This window comes from Sphingomonas sp. 2378 (genome assembly GCF_038084995.1).
In the GTDB taxonomy this organism is placed as follows: Bacteria; Pseudomonadota; Alphaproteobacteria; order Sphingomonadales; family Sphingomonadaceae; genus Sphingomonas.
In genome coordinates this window covers 1-15,268 of sequence record NZ_JAXCMJ010000024.1, presented here as the reverse complement: position 1 = coordinate 15,268, position 15,268 = coordinate 1, and the positions used below count along the sequence as shown (strand labels likewise).

Below are 15,268 nucleotides of genomic sequence, written 5' to 3'. Positions count from 1 at the left end.
TGAGAGATCATCGGAAACCGGCCTTGTCGATCAATGGAAGGAAGCGCGCCCGAAACCGAGGGATGGACTGGCCCATCATGGGCAGTGACGGCGCAGGCTTGGTAAGGAAGCCGGCCAGCATCGCGGCCAGCAACTGGATCGCGAGAATCCGCGTCGGATAATCAACCAGCGAATGGAGCAGCAGCACCAGCAATCCGGCTGCCGACGCCCAGGCCAGCCGCCTGGCATCCCGGCCAAGCCGGGAAATGGCGATGCAGCGCCTGACCGCCCAGACAACGGCAAGCAGCAGCAGCAGCATGGCTGGCAAACCGCCTTCGAGCATCAGTTCGAGATATTCATTATGCGCGTGATTGACGTAATGCAGCCCCACATGATCAAGCGGTTCGACCGACCGAAAGATGGTCTCGAATGTGCCGAAGCCGGACCCGACCGGCCAAGAGCGCGTGATCGCCGTCCAGCTATCGCCCCAGAAGCGGAAACGCTCGAGATTGCCGCTGTGCAACCGCTCGACCACCCGCGCGATGACCGTATTATGCCGTGCCAGCGATACCGCGCCGATCACCGCCACGCCCGACAGCGGCACCATCCACCGCCAGCGGACGAGCCACTGGCGCAGCAGCACCGGCAACAGCGCGATCGGCAGCAGCACCAACCCGGCGCGCGACGTGGTGGCGATCACTCCCGCCCCAAGCGCCACCGCCAGCGATAGCGGCAGAAACGCACCCATCGAACGCGATCGCGGCAAAGCGCCGGTCAGGGCGGTCGCGACCAGCAGGAACGCCGCCTGATGATTGCGATTGGCGAACAGGCCGGTGGCATAGCCGACATGGCCTTCGGGATAGATGGTCCCCCATGCTCCGGCCGCCACAAGCTGCACCACGGCCAGCATCAGACTGGCCAGCGCGCAACCGATCGCGATGCAGGCAAGCAGCGTCCGCTGCCGCAGGTCCATATGGATGACCAGCGTCAGCATCGCGGCGGCGGGCAGCAATGCGGCCAACGAGCGTCGCGTCGCCGCGGGATCGAGGCTGATCGGATAGGCTCGATCACTCAATCCCACGCGATCGGCGATGACGGCGGCCAGCGACCGCCCCGGCAGAGCGCGCCAACAACCGGGATTCAAAGGCACGAGTTGCACGACGATCAGCACCGCGACGAGCATCAGCAGCACCAGAGGCACGGCGGCCCCCGGCGAACGCGATGGCAATGGCCGCAGCACGAGCGATGCCAGTATCGTCAGTGCCACCGCCTCGATGGTCAGTTCCGCGACAGGGTGGCCGCTGCCCCCACCACCGAACAGCAGCGCGAAGACCAGGAGCACCGCCGCGCGCAGGACGAGTTGACTGCTACCGGTCGAACGGTCGTGGGACGTCAACGCCCAGCCCCCCCGACCGGCGTGATCGTGATACGGTCGAAGCGCGCCTCGCTGTATGACGGACCATCGGCACGCCGCGCTTCCAGCGCCACGATCTGCGTCGTGCAGCCGTCCGCCGGCACCGCGAAATCCTCGCGCCAGCCAAACGTCTCCGGTGCCCCCGCCATCGCCACCATGGTGCCGCCGGGCAGGCACCGCAGCGTCCAGCGGAGCACGCCAAGTCCCATCACCTGATGGGATGGGGTGACAGTGATCAAGCGATAGCGCCCCGGCCCAAGCACCAGTTGCTGAAACAGCAGCGCGCCGAAAGCCGATCGGTCGACACCGACAACGAGCGAACGGCCCCCTGCCCCCGAGACCAGGCGCATGTCCGCGCCCGGCTGGCGCCGCGTGGTCCATTCGAACGGCACGATCCGGTCCGCCGTCCTGTCCAGACGAAGCCGTTCGAAATCCGGATCGAGCACCGCCCCCTGCTCCGCCCCGGTCAACCGCAGCCAGAAGTTGCGCGCACGCGCCGCCTCCCCCGTCGCGGCCAGGGCCTGGACATAGGGTACCAGTTCGCCTGTCCGATCGAGCTGTCCCTGCCGTGCCAACACCTCGAGCAGGGCCTCGTGCGCATCGCGCAAAGCGGGCGGGATCGCGTCGATCCGCTGGAAGAAGGCGGTGCGCCATGTCGGCCGGGCCTTCAGACGCAGCAGCAGGGCGGTTCGCCCGGTCCCGTCCACCGCGGCCGCGTGCAGCGCCGGAAGCAAGGCAGGTTCGAGCGCGGGCCTGCGCCGCAGCAGCGCATCGACGTGGCGCATCGCCGCTCCATCGTCGCCGCGTCGGATCGCGGCGTCGATCAACAGTCGCTGCGTCTCCCTGTCTCGCCAGCCCAGTCTGCCGCTCAATTCGGCCAGCGCGTCGGCCGAGTCCCCGTGCCCGGTCGCGCGTTCGGCGAGCGCAAGGTCCCGCAGCGCCGCCTGGTCATAGAGCGAGACCGCCAGCCGCTGCCGTGGGTCCGTGCGATCGGACAGCAAGCGCAAGGTCTGAACGAGGATCAGCACCGCCCCCGCCATCACCGTCAGCAAGATCGCAACGGGCAACGGATCGGCGCGAAAGGCGCGCAGCGATCGCATCATCGACGCCACCATCGCTTGCGAGGGGCGTCGTCATGGCTGTAATTATAATAGGCATAGCCATAGCCATAGCCGAACGCCTGCACCTCGACCCGGTTTAGGATGATGCCGCGCAGGGCCGCGCGGCTCAGGCGCAGGCGGCGGAGAGCAGCGCGGATGGTGCGGCGGTTGACCTTGCTGCTATCCACTACGAATAGCGTGGCATCGACATGGGCGGCGATGCTGGGCGCATCGGCCAGCCCCAGCACGGGGGGACCATCGAACAGCACGAGGTCGTATTGTTCCTCAAACTGTCCAACCAGCCAGGGCAGCGTGCCCATCGCCAGCAACTCGGCCGGGTTGGCCGCTGATCCGCCGGTCGCGATGAATGCGAGGTTGAGTATCGGCGTGGAGTGCACGACATCGGCGATCTCCGCCTCGCGCCGGAGCAGGTCGACCAGTCCGTTCCGGTTTTCCAGCCCGAAGAGCTTGTGCATCGAAGGGCGGCGCATATCGGCATCGATCAGCAGCACCCGGCGACCGGTCTGCGCGAAATCCCGTGCCAGGGCATAGGCGATGCTGGTTTTGCCCTCGCCCTTGCCGCAACTGGTGACGAAGGTCGTCCGTGGGGGCCCGGCACTGTCCGACAATTCGACGGTGGAGCGGATCGCGTGGATCGCTTCGCTCAAGGGCGAATGGGGCCTTTCCAGTTCCTCACGGAACACCAGCCCGGCCTCCAGTCGCGGTACCATGCCCAGACCGGTGATGCCGAGCTTGCGTTCTGTCTGTTCGACGGAACCCACGGCATCATCCAGATTCTCACGCAGATAGACAAAGCCGAGCGCGACGATCAGCGATCCCAGCAGCGCCAACCCGAGATTGACGCCCAGTTGCGGCGCGACCGGTCGGCCGGGCGTCGATGCAGCGTCGACGATCGCGATGTTGTTGGACGATACGCCCGCCGCCGTGCTCACCTGTCGGAACCGCTGGAGCAGGTCGTCATAGAGTTCGCGGTTGGTGCGAACCTCGCGCCGCAGGATCGTGTAGCGGATCGAGCGATCCTGTTCGGTCAGCGTCGCACCCTTCAGCCGATCCACCTCCGCCTGCATCTGCCGTTCCTGCAGTTCGGCGGTCAGGAAGCGGTTGCGGATCGAGTCGCGGATATTCGCCGCGAGCCCTGCCAATCGCTGGTCGAGCGCGGCGATCTGTCCGCGCAGGCGGATCAGGTCGGGATGATCGCTCTGCCGGCGCTGACTCTGCTCGGCATAGCTCGCATCCAGTTCGGCGCGCCGTTCCATCATGGTCTGCACGACAGGATTGGACAGCACGTCGGGCAGGTTCATCACCGGAGCCGCCTGGGCATTGCGCCAGAACTGTTCGGCATCGATCCGCCTTGCCCGTGCCTGCGACAAGGCGTCGTTGGCCTCGACCAGGCTCGCCCCGATGAGCGACGGGGTGCTGTTCGTCTGCTGGTTCGCCGATTTGATCGCGTCGGTATCGATGATGCCGGTCGAACGAGCATAGGCCACCATGCTCCGTTCGGATTCCTCCAGACGCTCCTTCGCCTGCTGAAGCTGCTCACGCAGGAATTGCCGGGCATAGCCTGACGTGTCGAACCGGCGGGACAGGTTGCTGGCGATCATCGCATCGGCAAAGGCGTTGGCGATCTTTGCGGCCAGTGCGGGATCGGGGCTGTCGAACGTCACCCTGGCGATGCGAGACCCATCTGGCAGCGTCACGTTCAAATGCTCGCGCAAGGTCGCCAGAACCCGTTCGCGCAGCGCAACTTCGGCATCCGCCTGCCCCGGCGCGCTGCCTTTCCACTTGACGCGCATGGCGTCTAGAAACGCCCTGTCCTTGAACAGGCCCAGCGTCTCGGCAACGCGGATCGCCAGCGTGCGGCTGCGCAGGATTTCGGTCTGGGTCTGAAGGAAGCGGTCCGCGTCCTGCACCGCCTGCACCGGCTCGACATCGGGCGCGTCGAGCACGCGCGACGCCTGCTGGTCGATCTGCAGGCTGGCTTCGGCACGATAGGTCGGCGTGGTGAGCAACGTCACGCTCAACCCCAGCAAAAGTCCTGCGCAGCAGATCGCCACGACGAACCAGCGGTTGCGCATCAGGGCCAGCCGCACGCCCTCCAGATCGATCTGCGTGCCGGAGAAGAGCCAGGACTCTTCCATGGCCGGATCGCTGCGGGCCGCAGTGGCCGGGGTAGCCTTTGAAAATGTGGGCATCAGTAACAGATCCGATCAGGGTCCGATCGGCACAGGCGCGTGGCCGTGCCGCGCTTATCGAAAGGGTCGAAAGACTGCGACCAGCGGCGCGGTGCTCAACACATCGCGCCATGCGGCCTTGAGTGCGGAAAACCCGACCACCACCGTGTCGCCGGGCTGCATTTCCGGATCAGGCATTTCGCCCCGGCGGATCTTGCCGACATCGAACACCGCGCCCATCGGCTGGCCGTCGATCGTCCGCAATATGACGACCTCTCCCAATGCCGATACGCGCGTCGTTCCCTCCGCCATGGCGATCGCGCCCAGCAGGCTGGTCTTGCCCTGCAACGGGTAGATGCCCGGCTTGTTGACGGCGCCCTCGACAACCAGCTTCAGCGACGCGGCGGTCGTCAGGTTGACCGCCACATCGGGATTGATGAGCATGTGCTGTCCCAGCCGGCCGGCGATCGCGCGAGCAAGTCCGTCGGTCGTCAGGCCACTTGCCTTTACCTGCCCGATCAGCGGCAACGAGATGTTGCCGCCACTGGTGATCTGCACCTCCTTCAGGCTCAGATCGGGTTCGTTAAGCACCGTCAGGCTGATGACATCGGCAGCGCCGAGCACATATTCCCGGTCGGCCTCCGGCGCGACCACCGGGATCACCCGATAGGCCGCACCGTCGCGTGGCATGTCGGGGCGGGCGCAGCCGCTCAACAGTGCCAACATCGCGCCGCATCCCAGCGGAAGCGCCGACGCGACAGCGCGAGCAAGGGCGATGATGCCGGGCGATTGCCTCCGCCCGGCATCAAACGGGGTGACTACCATAACGTTTCCTAAGAGGGCCCAGTCGCTGCGTCGTGACCGAATAGGCCAATGTCGAAACGGCTGCAGTGAGGACGAGGGACAGGAGCGCCCGTGGAAAGGGCGCGGGAAGGAAATGCCCCACGACGAAATAGATCGGGAAATGCCAGAGATAGAGTTCGTAGCTGATCCGGCCGAGGTAGCGGACGGTCGGCCATTCGGCGATCCGACGCGCCCATAGCGTTCGCTCAGGAAAGATCAGCCCGCAGAAAGCCACGCCGATCGCAATACTCTGCGGCGTATATTTGAACGCGACCTCATACCAATCGGCCCAGTGGACCAGCGACGCGATCATGGCGGCCGACCCGCCCCACAGCAGCCAATAGGCACGTCGTTCGAAGCACGAGACGCGCAGCACACCGGCGTCGAGGAGCAGCGTCAAAAACACGCCCCAGCCGATCGCGTCGATCCGGGTCAGGGTGAAGTTGTAGTTGATGTTGTCGGCCTGCTGCGGTGCCATCCATGAGACGGCCATGCGCAACGCCAGCGCTCCACTCAGTATTGCAGCCAGCAGGATGATCCGGCTTGTCCCCCTTCGCACGAACAGCAACACCGGCGGCAGGAGCAGGTAGAAATGCTCCTCGACCGCCAGGCTCCACAGCGGCTCCAGCGCGTCATAACCGGCATCCCATCCCAATAGTCGCGCACCGATCTTCTGGACATTGCCGAGATAGGCGAAGGACAGGAGCAGTTGTGACCAGGAAAAACCGGCAGGATCGATCCACACGAGCAGCGGAACGGCGACCACGCCCATCAAAAGCAGCGGCGGCAACAGCCGGATGAGCCGTCGGATATAGAACCGGCCGAGCGCGATCCGACCATGGGTCTTTTCCTCGGCCAACAGCAGGCGCGAGATCAGGAAACCGCTGATGAAGAAGAAGATCGAGACGCCAAATCCGCCCGGAACATTCGGCAGCAGGCGGTAATGTGCGACGACGACGATCGCGACGGCGAGCAACCGGAGCCCATCCAGACCGGCGACATAACCGAAGCGCGCCGTCGCGCTGGTGGATACACCGTTCATGCCACACCGCCTTGCCGGGCCGGAGCGATCCAGAAACCGGGGTTCAGCGCCAGCCCGATCAGCAGCCAGAAGGGCGGATAGGCCGCCGGAAAGCTCTGCACCCACGTCATGAACATCATCGCGAGGCAGAGTGGCCGAAACGATATGCCCGACAGGGCGACCGTGCGGAACAGGAGCACCGCGAATGCCAGGCCGACCAGGCCGTACTCCAGGAACAGCACCGGAAAATAGGCCAGCGGCGATCCGTTGAAGCTCAGCGGAACGCTGGTCGCGTAATAACCGGTCAGCCCGAAGAAGGTGTCGAGGTCGTGCCGCGCATAGATCGCCCCCCCCAGCTTGAGGAATGCGCCCGCCCCATAGCCGAGCCCATGCGAGTCCATCATGCCGAGGATGCCGACGGCATTCTGAACGATGCGATAGGACAATGTCGTGTCCAACAAGCCCATTGGGGAGCGCAGCGTCAACAAGATCAGGTCAACGCCACGAATGCCCGTTTCGGGAATGGTACCGATCAGGAACAATGCGGCCAGGACCGTAAGCCCAACGACTAGATAGCGCGGCCACAGGCTCCCCCGCCCCGCCGTGCGCTGGGTGAGATACCATAGCCCGCCCAGCACCATCACCGCAAAGAAGCCCGAGCCGGATTGGGACAGCAGCACGTTCAACAGCGCAAGGCCCACAGGCCAGACCGGCACTACCGCTCCCTCGCGCGACAGCGCCTTGCGCGTTACCAACGTCAGCAACAGCATGAACGCCATGGTAAAGCCGAAATCGGTGGCTTCCGGTGCCAGGCTGGTGGCGCCGCGTCCTCCGAGGATGCCGCTAGCGGTCGGAACCAGCGGGCGCGTGACGGCCAGATAAGCCCCCTTGCTGACAAATCCCAGCAGCGCGAACATGGTCCACAACGGCAAGGTTAACGCCAGCACCCGCCACAACAAGGACGGCGACACATAGGTGGCGGCGACCAGGATCGCCCAGCAGATGACGAAACTGGCCGAGCGGCGGAGATAATAGTCGAGGCCGACCGAGCCGGGTTCGGAAACATAGAGCATGAACCACAAGGCGAAGCACAGCACGAGCAGGTGGAATCCGGTGACGCGCAACGTCGCGGTCAAAAGCCGGTGCACGAGGAACGCCCAGCACAGCAGCGCTGCCCAGGGCTGCACCTGCGATGGCGCGGCGATGGGCCCAAAGACGAGATAGGGCAGGCAGCACAGCACCAGCGCCGCCGCGAGCGTCATCCGCGCCAGCATATCGGGCGCCGCCACCGACATGACCGCACGTCCGTCCCAGGCCGCCCCCATGGCTTGCGACATCAACCCGCGATCCCCGCACCGGACAGGGTCGGCGCTACCGCCGTCACTTCCTGGCGCAGGCTGTCGTAAAATGCCTCTTCGAGCTTGAGGAAATGGGCTTCCCACGTCCAGTGCCTCGCGACGAAGGCGCGCGCGGCGGCCCCCAGCGCCATCGCCTGGTCCGGATCGGACAGCAGCGCGATTACGGCTGCGGCAAAGCCATCGGCATCGTCGGCGATGCGCAGCGTATCGTCCGGCGCCATGATGCCCTCGTTCGCGATCGAGGTGGCCACCGTCGCCTTGGCACAGGCCATATATTCGATCAGCTTGTTCTGCATGCCGCCGGCTGCACGCATCGGATTGATGCAGACCGTTGCCGAACGGATGAAATGCCCCACGTCCTGCACCGTACCGGTGACGGTGATCCCATTGCGACCGTCGAGATCGCGAATGGCCGCGGTCGGATCGCGCCCCTGGATGATCAGCGTGGCGCCAGGAACAGCAGTGCGCACGATCGGCCAGCACTGATCGACGAACCACAGCACCGCCTGAACATTGGGCTGATAGAGCATGGACCCGGAGAAGACGATCCGACCGGCAACCACCTCCGCGGCCATCGCCGGGCGATACCGGGTCAGGTCGGTGCCGTGTGCGCCATAAACCCAATTGTCGATCGGGCGCTGCTTCTGCGCTATACAAACAGCCTCGACCGTGGCGACGTCGGCGGGGCCGATCAGCACCGCTCGATTGAAGCGCTGCCAAATGCGCGCCTCATAGCGTTCGCACAGCGCCGTTTCGATGCGATACAGGAGTCGCTTGATGGCATGACGCTCATTCTCGAATATGCGTCGGGAATTGAGCGACTGCGACAATTGCATCGCCAAGAACGAGACGGGCGCACGCGCATCCTCCGGGCGACCGACACGGGTCAGCGCATGGGGCACCGCATGCGCACTCCGGATATAATAGCAGTAGACGACGTCATACTCGCCCGCCTGCACCCTCGCCTTCACTTCCCGCGTCAGTGAGCGGTTGCGAAACATGGCGACCTGCACCGGCTCGCGGCGGAACAGCCCCTCGATCAGCCCGCGCGCCATCTGACCGATCCCGTGCGAATGAATGCGGACATGGCGGCACGCGCGGTTCAGCCAGTCCCGCTGGACCCGCGAGACCTCGCCATGCTTCGCCAGCGTGTAGAAATCGACCTGATGCCCCCTTGCAGCAAGGAAACTGAGGAGATGCGCGACGGTCAGTTGATCGCCGCGCATCATGGGAAAGGGCAACCGGCTATAGACGACCGCCACGCGCAACGGCCGGTCGCTCGGCAGACAGTCCATGACCTTTGGAAGTGCGTCGACCATCACGGCAGCCGGTTGGTGCTAACATGCTTGCGCGCATTGACCTTCAGGTCGGCGATCAGCCCGACCGTATCGATGGCGAGATCCCAATCCTCTGTTTCCGCGACGTCGCGGGGAACGAACAGGCTGTTGAGCGCAGGGATCTGGCTATAGGCATAGCCCAGATTCTGCCCGATCAGCTTCGCGGGGACCACCACGGGGTCATAGACCGAAAGCTGGTAGCCAGCCTCCAGCAGCTTGCGTGCAAGGTCGACATTGGCGCTCTCGCGCAGATCGTCGCTTTCCGCTTTGAACGACAGCCCGGCGAGCAGAACCTTGCCGCCTGGACGGACATGTTCCTGCACATATTCGAACAGGAAATATTTGTGGCTTTCGTTCGACCGGATGATGGAATCGATCATCGCGGTATGCGATCCGACATCCGCCGCGATATATTGCAGTGCGCGCACATCCTTGGGGAGGCAGGAACCGCCGAACGCGCCGCCGGGTCGGGTATAATAGGGCGAGATGTTCAGCTTGGTGTCCGACACGAAGATTTCGTGGACCTTGCGCGCGCTGATGCCGAGCTTGACGGCGGTGCGACCGACCTCGTTGGCGAAGGTCACCTTGACCGCGTGCCAGGTATTATCAACGAACTTGGTGAATTCGGCTTCCCGGAACCGCGTCACGAACAGGGGCGCGTCGATCCCCTGGTACAACGCCGTCATATTGGCCGAGGGCTTCCCGTCGACGGTACCGATGACGATCTTGGGCGGGTGGAAATAATCCTCGATCGCGGTCGCTTCGCGCAGGAATTCGGGATTGTAGACCAGCTCGACGGCGTCGTTCAGCCGGTCGCCCAGTTCGGCCTCGAAGATGGGGCTGATCAGCGTATCGAGCGTTCCGGGGCGGATCGTCGAGCGATACACGACGGTCAGCGGACTCGGGCGGTTCGACGTGACGGCGCTGGCGATCTGGCGGCTGACCTCGCTGATATAGGTCATATTGTGCGATCCGTCGGGGCCGCTCGGCGTACCGACGCAGACGATGGCCATGTCGCATTCGTTGATGACGCCGGCCGCGCTTTGGGAATAGCTGAGAAGGCCGTCTTCCCGCCCCTTGCGGAGCAGTTCATGCAGTCCTGGTTCGGTGATCGGGCATCCGCCCGCATTGAGTTCGGCAACCTTGGCCTCGTTGACCTCGATACCGCTCACCTTGTGGCCATCCCTGGCGAGACAAGCCGTCGCCGTGAGGCCGACATAGCCCAGACCGAAAACAGCAATGTGCATTACAAGAAACCCCTGCTCGTGATTTGCGCGCGAAAGCTTGCCCGGTGCGCCGGGCGGGCGTTGAAGGAGGCGGTCAGAAGACCGATCGGCCGGCTAGAGCCATGACGGTGCGGAAGACGATCTTGATGTCTTTCCCCAGCGACCAGTCGCGAAGATATTCGAGGTCTGCGTCGAGCCGGTTCTGGAGATCCGCGTCGACGAAGGTGGTGCCTCGGAAGCCGCGGACTTGCGCCAGTCCGGTCATGCCGGGTTTGACGGCATGGCGGTGCCAATAAGCGGTGTCGACTTCCCAATAGAGCTTGTCGCCAGCCTTCGCGCCCAGCGCATGAGGCCGGGGTCCGACGATACTCATGTCCCCGCGCAGCACGTCGATCAGCTGCGGCAGTTCGTCGATGCTGGTGGATCGGATGATCCGGCCAATCCGCGTCACGCGATCGTCGCTGCGCCCCTGGGTCAGCCGGCTGCCGGAAAGATCCTGCGTATCGACACGCATGCTGCGAAACTTGTGCATCCGAAACTGTCGGTTACCCCGACCGATGCGCGGCTGACGGAACAACGCCGGGCCGGGACTGTCGAGCCGGATCGCCAGCGCTGTGAACAGCAGGAACGGGGTCAGCAGAAGCAGGCCGGTCCCAGCCACCACGATGTCGAACAGCCGCTTGGTGATGCGGTCGCTGAACGACAGCGGTTCGCCCGCCACCTTCAGCGTCGCCTGTCCATGGAAGCTGCCCGCGCCGATGGGAGCCAGCGACGCGACTTCCTCGACCAGCAGTTCCACCGGGACATTGGCGCCGCGCAATGCAGCCGCCCAGGCGGCGCGACGATCCTGCGGGCAGGAAACGACCAGCCGGTCGGCCCTGCCCGCCAGCGCGCCGAGCCGCTCCAGAACGTCGGGATCATGAACATCGGCGCGCAGACCGTGCCGGACGGCGTCGATCACCAAACCGTCCATCGGGGTGAACGGGCTTGCATCGCCATCGACGAGCAGGATCGTGCGGTGCCGCCCCGATCGTTCACTCCACCAGGCAGACCCTAACATCAGCGCCAGCGCGGTACGCGCCACGCCCAAAGTGCAGGCTAGGCCGGTCAGGGAGGGGAGCAAAGCCGAGGACACGTGGTCGATCGACCGCCCCTCCAGCATTGCGAAGGTCCCCACGGCGCAGAAGGTGATGAGCAGCGCAAGCCACGCCCGCTGCGTGCTACGTACTGCGTCGGCGGCGATCGCGGGCGAATAAGCGGCTCCATAGACCGCGACGGCGAAGTAGATGGCGCCCAGTATCCACAGTAGATGCGGATGGACCGCCCCGCCAATCGTTGCGGACAGGCTGAAAACCGCAAGGAAGGCGATGGCATCCGCCAAGCACAACTTTCCACCCAGAAACACGAAGCGAATGGGCTTGGCGGATAACATGGCGCCGCCCCATCCCGGCGCGTCGACAATCGCCGGTTCCTCTATATAGCCCATTGAACGTTGAGCCGAATTTAGCACGTGCGTTCCCCTCCCCAGAACCGGCGCTACGGATCTGGGCCTACTTCAATGGAAGTGGTCTATGTTCGCCGTTAGGCGCGGATCACGATGCCGGGCTGACCGGCCGATCATCATCTCCGGCAGCAACCGCGATGATCGCGCCTGTCGCTGCCACACCCCCCAGGGCGGCAAGGAACAGCGTGTTGGTCAGCAGGCCACCGCCCGCCACACCGCTTGCCCCTGCAGCACTGCCTGCCCCCGCCGTGCCAGTCGCCCCGCCCGACTGCGCACCGACCTTGGCACCAACGCGCGCCGCTTTCCTTGCCGTGGGCGGCGCGGCGGCTGCCAGCGAGATGATGGCGGACGCCGCGATCAACGATTTAGTGGCCAATACCAACATACCCATTCCTTTCGATGCGTCTTGGACAAATGGCCACCGTCACCGCAGCCATGGACGTTGTTATTCATGCCAACCAAAATACGACGGCAACCCAGAACGGGACCGACAGAGATACCGCGAAAAGCACTCCACGGAAAAATGACAAGGCATCTTGGAGATCATCACCAATCCGGAACGATTCTTCACCAAAAACTCGATCTTGTTCTATCATGAACCGATGCTTGACATCCGTCATGGCCGCCCCCTTGAATCAACTACTTGCCCATATGACGATGATACGACCTCGGTCGACCGAAGCCATCGCACCGCCCAGCGATCCGGAACCTGCGCGGCCCTCATTGCCCGACCGCAAAACACAGGCTTGCCGGACGGCATCGGCTGGTCGGCCGGTCGAGGACTGCCAGCGAATGACGCCATGTTTGTCGCCAGGGCCGACAATAGGATGGCCGCCCCCAAAAATAGCCCTGCTGCCACAGCGCACCGGCATCCCGGGCAATTCGACTCTGCTCAGGCGTTTCCACGCCTTTCGCCACCACGATGGAACCCAGCGATGCCGCCAGCGCGGAGAGCCGCGCAAAGAGCAACTGGTCGCGTGAAGACGTGCCTGCCCGCCATAGGAAGATGCGATGCACCTTCACGATATTCGGTGCGAAGGCGAGCACCTGAGGGATCGAAGCGTGACCCGCCCCGAAATCATCCATCACGATCCGGCATCCCAGTCGGCGGAGCTGGTCGACCAACGCAATCGCACGCGAAATGTCTGGCACGGCAGCGGTTTCGGTAATCTCGATCAACAGTCGCCGGGTGACATTCGGTCGAGCGCACAGCCGCGCCATCACATCCGCCCACCAGGGATCGACACATAGGCTCAGCGCGGACAGCTTGACCGCCAGGTTCACCTCGTCCGGCGCCTGCTCCAGATCGGTCAGGACTTGTCGCACCATATGGCGGTCCAACAGACGCACCATCCCGGTCCGTTCGAGCGCCAATATCCAGTCATCGGCCGCAGAAAGTGCACCATCCCGGTCGAGCAGCCGCGCCAATGTCTCGAAATAGGCGACGCGCCCGTCTTCCACGTTAGACACTACTCGCCAGCACAACTGCAAATCGCCATCCGGATCATTGATGCCGGACGGTTCGAGCGTTGCCAGAACGCGCGACGCCAGCGCCATGTCCCTACGATACCGGGCACCCCAATCGCCTTGGCCGGGGGACGCACCGACAAAGGGAAAGCACCATTCTCCGAACTCTGCTCCGTCGCTTGCCAGACGCCAGCGCCCGGACAGCCAGAGATGGACGGGACCAGCGGCGGTTTCGAACGGAACGGTCGGCAAGGTTTCGCACACATCGCCGACCCATGCCTCACAGGCCGATCCATCGGGTTCGGCGCCAAGGGTGGGCAGCGAAAGGAGGCGGATTTCTATCAAATCGGCCGCGACCCGTTCGATCGAACCATCATTTCGCACGACCTGCGCCAGCCGATCGCATACCGCCGACACCACGGCATCAGCCGTCGCGCTGCCATAAGCGGACAAAAGGTGCGGATAATTTCCGATACGGAACTGAAAATGCGCGGCGTAACGATCCGGCTGGATCGGCGAGCATAGCGTGCCACAGGTGGTTGCCGACTGCCTCCCACTTTTTGCACGCAAAGACATCGGCAACCCCCAGCTTGGCAGCGGTCGGGATCGAACCACTGAATCTGTTACCGTATATCCAAAAGTGTATCAGCCGCCCGGGAGAGACGTTATGGTAACGCAATGACTTTAACCTGTTCCTCGGAAAGCAGTCCTGCACAGGGAACGGAGACCATGCCCGCGGCGATCTACAACCACCATGGCCAACGTAAGTATCTCACTTCTCAGGAAATAGATGCGTTCGTCCATACTGCCGGATCATGCAGCACCGACATCAAGACATTCTGTTGCATGATGGCCTTTACCGGCTGCCGCATATCGGAAGCCTTGGCCATGACGAAGGACAGTATCGACTTCGAAGCGAAGCACGTCGTCATCCGTTGCCTGAAGAAACGGGGGAAACGTGTATATCGAGCCGTACCGCTTCCCGCTTCCTATCTGAAAGCCCTAAAGCGTTGGTTTAAAACGCTTGAGGGGACGAATGATCGTCTGTGGCCTTGGTCGCGCATGACCGGATATCGCCGGATCTGCGAAGTCATGAGCGATGCGATGGTCCGGGGAAGCTATGCCAGTCCCAAGGGATTGCGCCACGGCTTTGGCGTGCGGGCGATCCAGGCAAGCGTACCGCTGACGTTGGTTCAGCGGTGGCTGGGACATGCGGACATCAAGACGACAGCCATCTATACCAGCGCTGTCGGTCCGGAGGAGCGGGAAATCGCGTCCCGCATGTGGCGCGAAGAGCGAGTCGCTCCGCCTTCCCCGCCCAGCAACTGCGAAGAGAGGCCCGATGGGTGGCAGGGCCTATTATCCCGCGCACGATCAATGCCGATCGTATTCACTTCAGATACCCCCCCGCAAACGCTTGATCCGACCGTATCTGCCGATACTCCGTCCCATAGTCACAAATGCCGGCACGCTCACAGCGGCGACGCTGAGGTCAATCCTGAGTCAGGTAACCAGGAAGGGTGGCCGAAACGATTAACAGCTTGCCTCCTGATACACTTTTGGATAAAGTGTAACCGATATTATCACTGTCAATCATTTACTTAGCCTCGATCGTTCTTCGTCGGCCTGTAGAATGAACTGACCGACGCTCAGCAACGACCCTACGCGTCCCGGGTTCCATCCATCGGGAAGGAGAACAGACGATTGTGGAGGGGCAGACATGGGCTTGCTGACGTGACCCCCGTTTCTTCATCCAACTGGAAGTAGAGACCGTCTCCTTAAAGGGACGGACGGAATGAAGCGGAAGCAGTTTTCGGAAGAGCAGAT

13 protein-coding genes are annotated in these 15,268 nt (G+C 63.6%); 1 reads left to right on the top strand and 12 read right to left on the bottom strand.

What is annotated here, in order from left to right:
• Positions 1-7 precede the first annotated feature (7 nt).
• The 12 genes from SM191_RS12470 to SM191_RS12415 form a co-directional block, all read right to left on the bottom strand.
• Positions 8-1,375, bottom strand: coding sequence for an O-antigen ligase family protein (locus SM191_RS12470; RefSeq protein ID WP_341506473.1), 1,368 nt, complete (start codon positions 1,373-1,375; stop codon positions 8-10).
• Positions 1,372-2,496 (bottom strand): hypothetical protein, encoded by a 1,125-nt coding sequence (locus SM191_RS12465; RefSeq protein ID WP_341506472.1) that lies wholly within the window; start codon positions 2,494-2,496, stop codon positions 1,372-1,374. Before SM191_RS12465 ends, SM191_RS12470 begins: the two co-directional genes overlap by 4 nt.
• On the bottom strand, positions 2,493-4,652 hold the full coding sequence (locus SM191_RS12460) for a GumC family protein (RefSeq protein WP_341506471.1): 2,160 nt from the start codon (positions 4,650-4,652) through the stop codon (positions 2,493-2,495). Before SM191_RS12460 ends, SM191_RS12465 begins: the two co-directional genes overlap by 4 nt.
• Before the next feature lie 108 nt (positions 4,653-4,760).
• A complete protein-coding gene (locus SM191_RS12455) occupies positions 4,761-5,411 on the bottom strand; it encodes a polysaccharide biosynthesis/export family protein (RefSeq protein WP_341506470.1) in 651 nt (216 codons plus the stop codon).
• 79 nt (positions 5,412-5,490) lie between these two features.
• On the bottom strand, positions 5,491-6,570 hold the full coding sequence (locus tag SM191_RS12450) for an acyltransferase family protein (protein ID WP_341506469.1): 1,080 nt from the start codon (positions 6,568-6,570) through the stop codon (positions 5,491-5,493).
• The gene (locus SM191_RS12445) at positions 6,567-7,886 is read right to left on the bottom strand and encodes a hypothetical protein (protein WP_307001133.1); all 1,320 of its coding nucleotides are present in this window, start codon (positions 7,884-7,886) and stop codon (positions 6,567-6,569) included. The genes SM191_RS12450 and SM191_RS12445 overlap by 4 nt, the downstream gene beginning before the upstream one ends.
• Positions 7,886-9,226: a glycosyltransferase gene (locus SM191_RS12440; RefSeq protein ID WP_341506468.1), complete on the bottom strand. Its 1,341-nt coding sequence runs from the start codon at positions 9,224-9,226 to the stop codon at positions 7,886-7,888. Before SM191_RS12440 ends, SM191_RS12445 begins: the two co-directional genes overlap by 1 nt.
• Positions 9,226-10,491: a nucleotide sugar dehydrogenase gene (locus SM191_RS12435; RefSeq protein WP_307001138.1), complete on the bottom strand. Its 1,266-nt coding sequence runs from the start codon at positions 10,489-10,491 to the stop codon at positions 9,226-9,228. Before SM191_RS12435 ends, SM191_RS12440 begins: the two co-directional genes overlap by 1 nt.
• 73 nt (positions 10,492-10,564) lie before the next feature.
• Entirely contained in the window at positions 10,565-11,851 is a 1,287-nt protein-coding gene (locus SM191_RS12430) for a sugar transferase (RefSeq protein WP_341506467.1), read from the bottom strand.
• Positions 11,852-12,062: 211 nt separating this feature from the next.
• Positions 12,063-12,359 carry a hypothetical protein gene (locus SM191_RS12425; RefSeq protein ID WP_341506466.1) on the bottom strand — a complete coding sequence of 99 codons (297 nt, stop codon included), beginning with the start codon at positions 12,357-12,359 and terminating at the stop codon, positions 12,063-12,065.
• 64 nt (positions 12,360-12,423) lie between these two features.
• A complete protein-coding gene (locus SM191_RS12420; RefSeq protein WP_341506465.1) occupies positions 12,424-12,594 on the bottom strand; it encodes a hypothetical protein in 171 nt (56 codons plus the stop codon).
• Positions 12,595-12,694: 100 nt separating this feature from the next.
• Entirely contained in the window at positions 12,695-14,017 is a 1,323-nt protein-coding gene (locus SM191_RS12415) for an EAL domain-containing protein (RefSeq protein WP_341506504.1), read from the bottom strand.
• A gap of 153 nt (positions 14,018-14,170) precedes the next feature.
• On the opposite strand from SM191_RS12415, the gene SM191_RS12410 reads away from it, so the two are divergent.
• A complete protein-coding gene (locus SM191_RS12410; protein WP_341506464.1) occupies positions 14,171-15,046 on the top strand; it encodes a tyrosine-type recombinase/integrase in 876 nt (291 codons plus the stop codon).
• Positions 15,047-15,268 lie beyond the last annotated feature (222 nt).

Excerpts from the sequence above, each read along its gene's own strand:
- SM191_RS12445 (WP_307001133.1), bottom strand. The coding sequence starts at position 7,886 with ATGTCGCAAGCCATGGGGGCGGCCTGGGACGGACGTGCGGTCATGTCG.
- SM191_RS12410 (WP_341506464.1), top strand. The coding sequence starts at position 14,171 with ATGCCCGCGGCGATCTACAACCACCATGGCCAACGTAAGTATCTCACT.
- SM191_RS12455 (WP_341506470.1), bottom strand. The coding sequence starts at position 5,411 with ATGTTGGCACTGTTGAGCGGCTGCGCCCGCCCCGACATGCCACGCGAC.
- SM191_RS12440 (WP_341506468.1), bottom strand. The coding sequence starts at position 9,226 with ATGGTCGACGCACTTCCAAAGGTCATGGACTGTCTGCCGAGCGACCGG.
- SM191_RS12415 (WP_341506504.1), bottom strand. The coding sequence starts at position 14,017 with ATGTCTTTGCGTGCAAAAAGTGGGAGGCAGTCGGCAACCACCTGTGGC.
- SM191_RS12460 (WP_341506471.1), bottom strand. The coding sequence starts at position 4,652 with ATGGAAGAGTCCTGGCTCTTCTCCGGCACGCAGATCGATCTGGAGGGC.
- SM191_RS12465 (WP_341506472.1), bottom strand. The coding sequence starts at position 2,496 with ATGATGCGATCGCTGCGCGCCTTTCGCGCCGATCCGTTGCCCGTTGCG.
- SM191_RS12435 (WP_307001138.1), bottom strand. The coding sequence starts at position 10,491 with ATGCACATTGCTGTTTTCGGTCTGGGCTATGTCGGCCTCACGGCGACG.
- SM191_RS12450 (WP_341506469.1), bottom strand. The coding sequence starts at position 6,570 with ATGAACGGTGTATCCACCAGCGCGACGGCGCGCTTCGGTTATGTCGCC.
- SM191_RS12425 (WP_341506466.1), bottom strand. The coding sequence starts at position 12,359 with ATGTTGGTATTGGCCACTAAATCGTTGATCGCGGCGTCCGCCATCATC.
- SM191_RS12420 (WP_341506465.1), bottom strand. The coding sequence starts at position 12,594 with ATGACGGATGTCAAGCATCGGTTCATGATAGAACAAGATCGAGTTTTT.